9 protein-coding genes are annotated in these 11,259 nt (G+C 62.4%); 2 read left to right on the top strand and 7 right to left on the bottom strand.

What is annotated here, in order from left to right:
* Positions 1-6: 6 nt before the first annotated feature.
* Both ACO07N_RS02795 and ACO07N_RS02790 read left to right on the top strand, forming a co-directional pair.
* Entirely contained in the window at positions 7-1,284 is a 1,278-nt protein-coding gene (locus ACO07N_RS02795; RefSeq protein ID WP_421979567.1) for an aspartate aminotransferase family protein, read from the top strand.
* 82 nt (positions 1,285-1,366) lie between these two features.
* The gene (locus ACO07N_RS02790; RefSeq protein ID WP_421979566.1) at positions 1,367-2,560 is read left to right on the top strand and encodes a glycoside hydrolase family 3 protein; all 1,194 of its coding nucleotides are present in this window, start codon (positions 1,367-1,369) and stop codon (positions 2,558-2,560) included.
* Here the strand turns inward: ACO07N_RS02790 and ACO07N_RS02785 are convergent.
* The 7 genes from ACO07N_RS02785 to hutI form a co-directional block, all read right to left on the bottom strand.
* The gene (locus tag ACO07N_RS02785) at positions 2,554-4,104 is read right to left on the bottom strand and encodes a TRAP transporter large permease (protein WP_421979565.1); all 1,551 of its coding nucleotides are present in this window, start codon (positions 4,102-4,104) and stop codon (positions 2,554-2,556) included. The two genes, ACO07N_RS02790 and ACO07N_RS02785, sit on opposite strands and share 7 nt — an antisense overlap.
* Positions 4,101-4,604: a TRAP transporter small permease subunit gene (locus ACO07N_RS02780; RefSeq protein WP_421979564.1), complete on the bottom strand. Its 504-nt coding sequence runs from the start codon at positions 4,602-4,604 to the stop codon at positions 4,101-4,103. The genes ACO07N_RS02785 and ACO07N_RS02780 overlap by 4 nt, the downstream gene beginning before the upstream one ends.
* 226 nt (positions 4,605-4,830) lie before the next feature.
* Complete coding sequence (locus ACO07N_RS02775) at positions 4,831-5,928, bottom strand: TRAP transporter substrate-binding protein (RefSeq protein WP_421979563.1); 1,098 nt, start codon at positions 5,926-5,928, stop codon at positions 4,831-4,833.
* 50 nt (positions 5,929-5,978) lie between these two features.
* Entirely contained in the window at positions 5,979-7,652 is a 1,674-nt protein-coding gene (hutU, locus tag ACO07N_RS02770) for a urocanate hydratase (RefSeq protein WP_421979562.1), read from the bottom strand.
* Positions 7,649-8,479, bottom strand: coding sequence for an N-formylglutamate deformylase (hutG, locus tag ACO07N_RS02765; RefSeq protein ID WP_421979561.1), 831 nt, complete (start codon positions 8,477-8,479; stop codon positions 7,649-7,651). The genes hutU and hutG overlap by 4 nt, the downstream gene beginning before the upstream one ends.
* A complete protein-coding gene (gene hutH / locus ACO07N_RS02760; RefSeq protein WP_421979560.1) occupies positions 8,466-10,022 on the bottom strand; it encodes a histidine ammonia-lyase in 1,557 nt (518 codons plus the stop codon). The genes hutG and hutH overlap by 14 nt, the downstream gene beginning before the upstream one ends.
* Entirely contained in the window at positions 10,019-11,224 is a 1,206-nt protein-coding gene (gene hutI, locus ACO07N_RS02755; protein ID WP_421979559.1) for an imidazolonepropionase, read from the bottom strand. Before hutI ends, hutH begins: the two co-directional genes overlap by 4 nt.
* Positions 11,225-11,259 lie beyond the last annotated feature (35 nt).

Here is an 11,259-nt window from a genome sequence, read left to right as displayed (position 1 = left end):
TTGCAGATGAAAACATCCATTTCACAAGGCGACTGGAAAGCGCGCGCGGCCGCCGTGCTGCCGGCTGCCGGGTTCGGCAATTTCGATCCGGGCGTCGTCATCCGCAATGGCAAGGGCTCGCGGGTCTGGGACGAGGACGGCAATGAGTTCATCGACTACCTGATCGGCTCCGGGCCGATGGTCCTCGGGCACGGCCACCCGGAAGTTCTGGAAGCCGTGCAGGAACAGCTTGCCGACGGCATGACGTTCTTCGCCAACAATGCGCGCGGGATCGAACTTGCCGAAGTGCTGGTCGAGGCGGTGCCCTGTGCGGATCAGGTGCGTTACGTGTCGACCGGCGGTGAGGCGGACATGTACGCGATGCGCCTCGCCAGGGCCTTTACCGGGCGCGACAAGATCCTGAAATTCGAGGGCGGCTACCATGGCATGTCCGGCGAGGCGCTGATGAGCCTGTCGCCAACCAGGCTGATCAACTTTCCGCAGGCCGTTCCCGACTCGGCCGGTATTCCTGAAAGCGTGCGCGACAATATGCTGATCGCACCCTTCAATGACGCGGAGTTCGTCAGTTCTCTGATCGAAGAGCATGCGAATGAAATCGCTTGCGTGATCGTCGAACCGCTGCAGCGTCTGATCCCGCCGGAACCGGGCTTCCTGCAGGCGCTCAGGGAGCTGACCAGCAAGCACGGCATTGTCCTCATCTTCGACGAGGTGGTGACCGGCTTCCGCTTTGCCTATGGCGGGGCGCAGGAATATTACGGTGTCACGCCGGACCTGTGCACGCTCGGCAAGATCATCGGCGGCGGTTTCCCGCTGGCCGCGATCGCCGGCAAGAAAGAGATCATGGACCATTTCGACAAGTCCATTGCCGGTGCCGACGGCTTCACGTTCCAGATCGGGACCCTGAGCGGAAATCCGATTGCCAGTGTTGCGGGCCTCAAGACCCTGGAAATCCTCAGGCGCCCGGGTGCCTATGAAACCATCCGGGAAAACGGCGAACGTCTGATGGCGGCATACCGGACCCATCTGGATGCCGCAGGCATTGCCCACCAGATCGTCGGCGAACCCTTCCTGTTCGACGTCGTTTTCACGGATCAGCCGGTAAGAAATTACCGGGACATGTTCAGGAATGATGCCGACAGGGCCAAGATACTCAATCGTAGCCTGCGCAAAAGCGGTATCCTGAAACCCGACAGCAAGCTTTATGCGCATCTGGCGCTTACGGAAGCCGACCTGGCCCAGACCGAGGCGGCTCTGGAAGCCGGCGCGCGGGAACTTGCGGGCTGAGGCCGGGAAGTTTGACGTGAAAAGCTGGGTTGCCGCCATATCTTAGATCTCGAGGTACATTGTCGAAGGTCCGGAGACCGGCATGAAGGCACCCTTCAGGAACGCAGCCGCCGCTGTTCTGGCGAGCCTGTCCATCCTGGCTGCGCAACTCCCCGCGCGGTCCGAGATTGCGGTTGAAGCGCCAGAGCGGACCGCCGCGAAAGCCGAAGAGATCCCGATCAGGCAGAAGATCGGCCAGATGATTCTGGTCGGCTTCGTCGGAATGACGCCCTCCCGGACCGGCGTCAGGACCGTTCTGGAGCAGCTGGAGGCCGGCGAAATCGGCGGTGTTCTCTATCTCGGACGAAACCTGAAAAACAGGAAGACCGTCCAGCGCATGAATGCGGCTTTCCGCGCGGCCGCGCCAACCGCATTGCCGCCGCTGATCGCGATCGATCAGGAGGGCGGGCGGGTGCAAAGGCTGAGAGGCCGAGACGGGTTTCCGGAGACGCCGTCGGCAAAACGACTTGCACGCAAGGGCAGCCCGATCGATGCCGGGCGCACCTACCAAGTGCTAGCCGAAAATCTTGCCGACTGGGGATTTACCCTCAATCTGGGGCCGGTCGTGGATGTCGATGCAAATCCGCGCAATCCGATCATCGGCAGGCTGGGCCGGTCCTACTCGTCCGATCCGGAACGGGTGGCCGCATACGGTGCGGCCTTTGTTTCCGCGCACAGGGCGCACGGAGTTCTGACCGCGCTGAAGCATTTTCCGGGTCACGGGTCGAGCCTTCGGGACAGCCACAAGGGCGCTGTCGACATCACGCGGACATGGTCGGAGGACGAACTGATCCCGTTCCGGCAACTCATCGCCGACGGCATGGCCGACCTTGTGATGACGGCACATGTCATCAACCGGACCATCGCGGGAGCGAACAGGACCGTCCCCATGTCTCTCTCGAAAGATGCCTTGGCCGGCGTGCTGCGCGGGGACCTGGGTTTTACCGGCGTCATCATTTCAGACGACATACAGATGGACGCCATCTGGTGGAATTTCACACTGAAGGAAGCCGTTCTGAAGGCAGTCATGGCGGGCACCGACATTCTGCTCTTTGCCAATGACAAGCGTCCGGATCCGGCGATCCCCGCAAAGGTCGCCGACATTCTCGAGGCGGCAGCGGCGACTGATCCGGACCTGGCGCGCAAGATCGATGCCGCCTATGACCGGATCTTGACGCTCAAGGGCCGTCTGCTGAGTGCCGGAGATGGCGCCGCGGACGCGTCGATGGCTCAATAAAGCGTGCGGGGCAGCCAGGTGGCGAGGATCGGGAACAGCCACAAGATAGCAACCGCAACGGCCTGCAGGGCGATGAAGGGCACGACGCCGCGATAGATCTGGCCGGTCGTGATTTCCTTCGGAGCGGCGCCCCTCAGATAGAACAGGGAGAAACCGAACGGGGGCGTCAGAAACGACGTCTGCAGGTTGATCGCGATCAGGACGGTCAGCCAGATGGGATCGATGCCCATCAGGATAAGCGGCGGGATCAGAACCGGCAGCAGAATGACGGAAATCTCCACGAAGTCGAGAAAGAAGCCGAGCACGAACACGAACAGCATCGCGAAAATCAGCGCCCCTGCGGGACCGCCGGGCATCTCGTTGAGGATTGCATGCACCCTGTCCTCGCCGCCGAGGCCGACAAAGACCAGGGAGAAGAAACTGGCCATCAGGATCGTTGCAAAGATCATCGAGGTAACGGTCAGGGTCGACAGCAGCGAGGCTTTCAGAAGCCCGTCGCGGAAGGCGGCCCAGAGGATGCGAAGGACGACACCAAGTGCAAAGATGGCGAGGCCTGCATAGACTGCGGCGAGCAGATAACCGGCGGCGGTGACATCGGAGCGCTGCAGGCGGACCGGCAACAGGGTGGCGGCGACCGCGAGGATCAGCAGCGCCAGGGTCGCGGCCACGATCAGCCTTGTCGAAACGCCCAGGCGGCGGCCGGCGAGGAGGACTGCCCCGACGGCGCCGACGGCGGCGGCTTCGTTCGGAGAGGCGATGCCGCCGAGGATCGAGCCGAGAACCGCAAAGATCAGAAGGATGGGTGGAACGATTGCCGCGAGGATTTCCCTGGCCGAGGGTTGGTCGACCTTTTCGTGCATCGCCGGAGCGTCGCTCGGAAACAGCCTGGCGCGGGCCAGAATGTAGACGCAGTAGACCACGACCAGCAACAAACCGGGGACCATGGCAGCGGCAAATGTCTGACCGACGGAAATGGTTTCGATCGTGAACTTGCCCTGCGCATATTGGGCCTGCTGGAAAGCGTTCGACATGACATCGGCCAGGATGATCAGAAGCGTCGAGGGCGGTATGATCTGGCCGAGTGTTCCGGCCGTGCAGACCATGCCGGAGGCGAGCTTCGGGTCATAGCCGTTGCGCAGCATGGTGGGCAGTGCGATGAGACCCATCGCAACCACCGTCGCGCCGACAATGCCTGTGGATGCTGCCAGCAGCGCACCGACAAGCACCACCGAGACGCCGAGCCCTCCGTTCATGCGGCCGAACAGGCGTCCCATGGTCTCCAGGAGCTCTTCCGCGATACGGCTTTTCTCAAGGATGACACCCATCAGGACAAACAGCGGGATCGCCGTCAGGACCGGGTTGATCAGAACTCCGAAAAACCGCTGTCCCATCGCGCCCATGAGCTGAATGTTGAAGTCGCCCAGCATCCAGCCGAGAAGCGCAAAACCCGTTGCGACACCGGCAATGGTGAAAGCGACCGGGTAACCGAGCAGGATGAAGCCGATCAGCGCGCCGAACATGATGAGGTCGAGCGGCAGGCTCATGCGCCGGCTCCCTTCAGTCTGACGAGATCGCGGATGAACGCCGCGATGCCCTGAATGAGCAGCAACACACAGTAGGCCGGGATCAGTGTTTTCAGGAGATAAGAGGCCGGGATGCCGCCGACCGAAATCGGGCCTTCCATGATCGCCCAACTGCCGCGCACATAGGGCCAGGAAAACCAGATCAGCAGGATGAGGGCCGGTGTCAGGAGGAACAGATGCCCGAAGAGATCAATCCACGCCTGTGTCCGTTCGGTGCACTTGGCGTAGAAAATGTCGACACGCACATGCGCGTTGACGAGGAAGGTGTATCCCGCACCGAGCATGAACAGGCTGGCATGCAGATAGAGCACGCCCTCGTCCAGAAAGATGTAGCTGTAACCGAAGACATAGCGCAAGAGAACGATCACGAACTGCAGAAGCAGCATGCAAAGCGCCGCCCAGCACAAGATGTTGCCTATCAATGAATTGACGCGCTCCAGCACGCCCGCCAGTCGTTCCATTGCGGATGATCCTGCCTCGATGTCAGACTCAATTTGAATCAGAATTGCCCTGACTTGTCATCTCGGACGGAGCGCAGCGAAGATCCGGGATCCAGTACACCGCGGAGCTCATGGTTCTTGTGCGGCCTGCGTCTACTGGATCCCTGCCTTCGCAGGGATGACAACAGGTTTTCAGAGGGACCCGTAGGTCCCTCGATCTTGGGAAGTTCGCCGGCTAAATGGCCCTCTAGTCGTACTTGTAATCGAGCAGCCGCGCGTTCATCTGGCCATTGTCGGCGTAGGGCATGTATTCATGCATCAGCTTGCGATAGGCCAGGAAGCTCTCGGTAATGCGCTTGATCAGTTCGTCATCGCTGGCGCGCAAGTCGGCAATGACTTCGCCGGCCGCGTTGCCCATTGCGATGATGACTTCGTCCGGCAACTTGCGCACCATCACATCATGCTCGTTGACGAGCTGGGAGAGCGCCTGCGCGTGCTTGGTGTTGTACTCGGTGAGGACGTCGTTGTAGAGGCTCGCACACGCATGGGAGACGGCCGCCTTGAGGTCATCGGGCAGGTCGTTATAGGCGTCCAGATTGACGGCGCATTCTTCTGCGGAAGACGGTTCGCCGACACCCGGCCAGTAGTAGTTCTTGGCGATCTGGTAGTAGCCGAGTGCGCTGTCCGTCCAGGGGCCGATGAACTCGCCCGCGTCGAGCGCGCCGGACTGCAGTGCCTGGAACATCGCCGGACCGCTCATCGCCTGAACCGCCATGCCGAGCTTGGAGCACATTTCCGATGCAAGGCCGGTCGAGCGGAACTTCAGGCCTTTCAGGTCATCGACGCTGTTGATCTCGGTGCGGAACCAGCCTGCCCATTGAGGGCCGGAATTGCCGCACAGGAACGGCTTGAGATTGAAACCGCCGTAGATCTCGTCGTAAAGCGCCTGGCCGCCGCCATGGATCAGCCAGCCGGCCTGTTCCGGCGCGGTCAAACCGAATGGCTGCGAGCCGAACAAGAGAATGCCCTTGGACTTCGATCCCCAATAAGCCGGGACCGCGTGATAAAGCTCTGCAGTGCCCTGACCGACCGCGTCGAAGACACCGTTGCCCGGAACAATTTCGCCCGCCGCAAACAGCTTGACCTCGATCCGTCCGCCGGAAAGCGCCGTGATGCGGTCGGCAAGCATCTGTGCGGCGACGCCCGGTCCCGGCAGGTTTTTCGGCCAGGCGGTGACCATGCGCCACTGGCGGATGTCCTGCGCGACGGCAGGTGCGGCCAGGGTCGTGGCCGCGACGGCGGCGGTACCGGTCGCGCCGGCTTTCAGAAAGTCACGTCTTTTCATCGTTCTACCCCTCGATTCGAATTTGGGTTCGGAGTGTCCTGCCGTGGTTTTTATTCCTCCAAGATTCCCGGCAGGTTAAGCCCCTGTTCTTTCGCGCAGTCGAGCGCGATCTCGTATCCGGCATCGGCGTGACGCATCACACCGGTGGCCGGGTCGTTCCAAAGCACGCGTTCAATCCGCCGTGCAGCATCTTCACTGCCGTCACAGCAGATGACCATGCCTGAATGTTGTGAAAAGCCCATGCCGACACCGCCGCCATGATGCAGCGACACCCAGGTCGCGCCGGAGGCGGTGTTGAGCAGCGCATTCAGAAGCGGCCAGTCGGAAACGGCGTCCGAACCGTCCTTCATTGCTTCCGTCTCCCGGTTGGGTGAGGCCACGGAACCGGAATCAAGATGGTCGCGGCCAATCACGACGGGCGCTTTCAGTTCCCCTGTCCTGACCATCTCGTTGAACGCGAGGCCGAGCCGGTGGCGCTGACCGAGGCCGACCCAGCAGATCCGCGCGGGCAGTCCCTGAAAGGCAATGCGGTCCCTGGCCATGTCGAGCCAGTTGTGCAGATGCGGATCGTCGGGGATGAGTTCCTTGACCTTGGCATCGGTGCGGTAAATGTCTTCGGGGTCGCCGGACAGGGCGCACCAGCGGAAGGGGCCGATGCCCCGGCAGAACAGCGGGCGGATATAGGCCGGCACGAAACCGGGGAAGGCAAAGGCGTTTTCAAGGCCTTCTTCCAGTGCGACCTGGCGGATGTTGTTGCCGTAATCCAGCGTCGGCACGCCCTGGTTCCAGAACTCGACCATGGCGGCAACATGGACCTTCATCGACGCCCGTGCGGCTTTTTCAACGGCCTTGGGATCCGTTTCCGCCCTTGCACGCCATTCGGCCACGGTCCACCCTTGCGGCAGGTAACCGTTGACCGGGTCATGCGCAGAGGTCTGATCGGTCACGATGTCCGGCTTGACGCCGCGCCTGACCAGTTCGGGAAAGACGTCCGCCGCGTTGCCGATCAGGGCGACGGACTTGGCTTCTCCAGCCTTCGTCCACTTCTCGATCAGCGCCAGGGCCTCGTCGAGGGAATGGGTCTTTTCATCGACGTAGCGCGTGCGCAGGCGGAAGTCCGCGCTTTTCTCGTCGCATTCGACAGCCAGGCAACAGGCACCTGCCATGACCGCGGCCAGAGGCTGTGCGCCGCCCATGCCGCCGAGCCCGCCGGTCAGGATCCAGCGGCCTTTCAGATTACCGTCATAGTGCTGACGGCCCGCCTCCATGAAGGTTTCATAAGTGCCCTGAACGATGCCCTGCGTGCCGATATAGATCCAGGACCCGGCCGTCATCTGGCCGTACATCGCGAGCCCCTTCTTGTCGAGCTCGTGGAAGTGGTCCCAGTTGGCCCAGTTCGGCACCAGGTTGGAGTTGGCGATCAGCACACGCGGGGCGTCCTTGTGGGTTCGGAACACGCCAACCGGCTTGCCGGACTGGACCAGCAGGGTTTCGTCCTCGTCGAGCTGCTTGAGGCTCGCGACGATCCGGTCGAAATCGTCCCATGTCCGGGCCGCGCGGCCGATGCCGCCATAGACCACCAGCTCGTGCGGGTTTTCCGCGACATCGGGATGGAGGTTGTTCATCAGCATGCGGAGCGGGGCTTCCGTCAGCCAGGATCTGGCGTTCAACTCCGTCCCCGTCGGCGGATAGACGTCGCGGGCATTGTGTCGGCGATCGGTCATGATGCGCTCCCTGGATCTTGTCTGGCTTTTTGGGCAAGCGTCGGCGCAAGGGCTGCAAGCGCTTCGAGGATGTCCCCGAGATGGGATCGAAGCTTTTGTGCCTTGTCTGCGTCGTAGTCGAACGGCGTGTCTTCGCTTGCCAGATGTGTCTTCTGGGCAAGTTCCATCTGAATGGCGTGAAACCCCTCTTCAGGCCTGCCATAGTGGCGGGTGGTCCAGCCGCCCTTGAAGCGTCCGTTCAGCACTGCGGTGAAGCCGTTTGCGTTTTCGGTCCGCTCGACAACAGCGCGTTCGATCTCCGGTGCGCAGGTGGTCCCGCCATTGGTGCCGATGTTGAAGTCGGGCAGCGTTCCTTCGAAGAGATACGGCACGAGCGAACGGATGGAATGGCAATCGTAGAGGATCGCGCCGCCATGACGCTCCCGAGCCCGTTCGAGCTCGGACTGCAGCGCGGCATGATAGGGCGCGTGCCAGGCAAGCCGACGGGCCTCGATTTCCCCGTCGTCGGGTGCTTCGCCTTCGAGGTAGATCGGCCTTCCGTCAAAATCCGTTGTCGGGCAGAGCGTCGTCGTGTTCTGGCCGGGGTAGAGACTGACGCCCTCGGGATCGCGGTTGGCGTCGATGACATAGCGATGGAAATTGGCGCGCACCATTGTCACGCCCGGCAACAGTCCTGTGTAGAGCCGGTCCACATGCCAGTCGGTGTCGGCCAGTTTCCGTCCAAGGGGCGTGAGACGCTTCCAGATGTCTTCGGGCACGAAGGTGCCTGAATGCGGGATACCCAGCACGACCGGCCCGTCGCCCCTTGTTACCTCAAACGGAGTCATTTGCCGCCCCCAGTCTGATGATGTGATCGTCTGAAACGGCGGCGACCAGGCTGCGCGTGCGCACAAGGTCGGCTGCCGTTTCCAGATCGGGCGCAAGATAGCGGTCCTCATCGAGACGTGGAACCTCGGCGCGCAGTTTGCCGATGACGGACTGCAGGGCGGGGCTGGTTTTCAGCGGTGCCCGGTGTTCGATCCCCTCGACCGCGCACAGGAGTTCCACGCCGAGAATATGCGCCAGGTTCGCGTTCATGCGGCCAAGCCGCCGAGCCCCGTGCGCGGCCATGGAGACATGGTCCTCCTGGTTCGCGCTTGTGGGGGTGGAGTCCGTCGAACAGGGATTGGCGAGATGCTTGTTTTCGCTCATCAGCGCTGCCGTCGTGACCTCCGCGATCATCAGGCCGGAATTGAGACCCGGATCCTTTGCGAGGAACGGCGGCAGGTCGAAAGACAGCGTCGGATCAACCATCAGGGCAACCCTGCGCTGGGCAATCGCCCCGAGTTCTGCAACGGCGAGCGCGATCTGATCTGCGGCAAAGGCGACCGGCTCTGCATGGAAATTGCCGCCCGACACGATCCGGTCCGCGTCGATCAGAACAAGCGGATTGTCGGTTGCCGCGTTGGCCTCGATTTCCAGGGTTGAGGCGGCCATGCGCAACAGGTCGAGGCAAGCACCGGCAACCTGTGGCTGGCACCTGATGCAATAAGGGTCCTGCACGCGGGTATCGCCGTCGCGGTGGCTCTCCCTGATTTCCGACCCGGTCATGATCTGCCGCATCGCTTGAGCCACTTCGATCTGGCCGCGATGACCGCGCAACGCGTGGATTTCCGGCAGCAAGGGTGCTGTCGATCCCATGATGGCGTCGGTGGAGAGGCTTGCGGTGATCAGCGTCGCTTCGGCAAGACGCCAGCTGTCGAAAAGGGCGACAAGTGCGCAGGCAGTGGAAAACTGGGTGCCGTTGATCAGGCCGAGGCCTTCCTTGGGGCCAAGGACGACAGGCGCAAGCTCCGCCCTTTCAAGCGCATCCCGGCCCTGCAACCGTTCGCCCGCAAATGTCGCTTCGCCTTCACCGATGAGAACGGCGGTCATGTGCGCGAGCGGGGCAAGGTCGCCCGAGGCTCCGACCGATCCTTGAGACGGCACGACGGGTGTCACGCCTCTTGAGAGGCAATTCTCGATCAGTTCCAGGACTTCGAAGCGTACGCCCGACGCACCGCGCCCGAGCGACAGAAGCTTGAGCGCCATCATCAGGCGGGTGGTGGTCTCATCCAGCGGTTCGCCGACCCCGCAGCAGTGGGACAGGATCAGGTTGCGCTGGAGCGTTGCCGTGTCGCCTGCCGCGATCTTGACACTGGCGAGTTTTCCGAAGCCGGTGTTGACGCCGTAGACGGCCACATCACCGCGTGCTGCCTGCGCGACCCGCTCCGATGCCTTGCGAATGGCGGCTTCCGAAGCCCGGTTGATACGGACCGGAAGCTGTTCCCTGTAGACACGCTCAAGTTCTGCGAGCGTGACACGGCCGGGATCAAGTGTGAGGCCGGTCATTGTGAGCCTCCGAAAACGCGTTCTTTCAACGGGTTGAATCCGATGCGGTAACTGAGTTCCGCCGGATGAGCGACGTTCCAGATGGCCAGGTCAGCGCGCTTTCCGGCTGCAAGCGTGCCACGATCGGACAGGCCCAGGGCCCTGGCGGCTTCCCGGGTCACCCCGGCCAGGGCTTCTTCCGGGGTCATGCGGAACAGCGTGCAGCCCATATTGAGCGTCAGGAGCAGCGAGGCGAGCGGCGAGGAGCCGGGATTGCAATCCGTCGCGAGCGCGATCGGCACCTTGTGCGCACGCAGCAGATCAACCGGCGGCAGTTGCGTTTCCCGCAGCGTATAGAATGCGCCGGGCAGAAGCACGGCGACGCTTCCGCTGCTTGCGAGCGCCTCGACACCCTTTTCGGATAGGTATTCCAGATGATCCGCCGACAGCGCGCCATAGGACGCCGCCAGTTCGGTGCCGCCGAGATCGGAAAGTTGCTCGGCATGGAGTTTGACCGGCAGGTTCAAGTCCCGCGCCCTGTCGAAGACGCGGGCAATCTGATCGGGCGTAAACGCGATGCCTTCACAGAACCCGTCGACGGCGTCCACAAGTCCGGCATCATGCGCTGCCTCCAGCGCAGGCAGGCAGATCTCGTCCAGATAGGCGTCCGCGCGGCCCTTGTATTCCGCTGGTACCGCGTGGGCGCCCAGGAAAGTCGTGCGGATGCCGACAGGTCTGACCTTGCCGATTTCCCGGGCGACGCGCAGCATGCGCAGTTCGGTGTCCAGATCGAGCCCGTATCCCGATTTGATTTCGAGCGAGGTGGTGCCTTCGGCAAGAAGCGCGTCGACGCGCGGAAGGGCCTGTTCCAGAAGGGCGTCTTCACTTGCGGCACGTGTTGACCTGACCGTCGACACGATCCCGCCGCCGGCGCGGGCAACCTCTTCATAGGTCGCGCCTTCGAGCCTCATTTCGAACTCGCGGGCGCGGTTGCCACCGAAGACGACATGCGTGTGGCAGTCGATCAGACCGGGTGTCACAAGGCATCCGCCAAGGTCTTCCCTCGGCCAGTCCGCGAATTCCGGCAGAAGGTCCGCTTCAGGTCCCGCCCAGGCGATCACACCGTCTTCAAGCGCCAACGCACCGTCCTCGACCAGGCCGTAGGGCGCTGCAATGTCGGCGAATGTTGCCAGGCCGGCATTGGTCAGGAGGCGTCGGGACAAGAATGATCTCCGGCTTGATTAGATTGCGTTATAAG

The organism is Roseibium sp. (genome assembly GCF_965229775.1).
In the GTDB taxonomy this organism is placed as follows: domain Bacteria; phylum Pseudomonadota; class Alphaproteobacteria; order Rhizobiales; family Stappiaceae; genus Roseibium.
The sequence above is the reverse complement of the archived record's forward strand: the minus strand, read 5'-3'. Positions and strand labels throughout refer to the sequence as shown.

Coding starts and splice junctions, on each gene's coding strand:
- ACO07N_RS02795 (WP_421979567.1), top strand. CDS start 7: ATGAAAACATCCATTTCACAAGGCGACTGGAAAGCGCGCGCGGCCGCC.
- ACO07N_RS02790 (WP_421979566.1), top strand. CDS start 1,367: ATGAAGGCACCCTTCAGGAACGCAGCCGCCGCTGTTCTGGCGAGCCTG.
- ACO07N_RS02785 (WP_421979565.1), bottom strand. CDS start 4,104: ATGAGCCTGCCGCTCGACCTCATCATGTTCGGCGCGCTGATCGGCTTC.
- ACO07N_RS02780 (WP_421979564.1), bottom strand. CDS start 4,604: ATGGAACGACTGGCGGGCGTGCTGGAGCGCGTCAATTCATTGATAGGC.
- ACO07N_RS02775 (WP_421979563.1), bottom strand. CDS start 5,928: ATGAAAAGACGTGACTTTCTGAAAGCCGGCGCGACCGGTACCGCCGCC.
- hutU (WP_421979562.1), bottom strand. CDS start 7,652: ATGACCGATCGCCGACACAATGCCCGCGACGTCTATCCGCCGACGGGG.
- hutG (WP_421979561.1), bottom strand. CDS start 8,479: ATGACTCCGTTTGAGGTAACAAGGGGCGACGGGCCGGTCGTGCTGGGT.
- hutH (WP_421979560.1), bottom strand. CDS start 10,022: ATGACCGGCCTCACACTTGATCCCGGCCGTGTCACGCTCGCAGAACTT.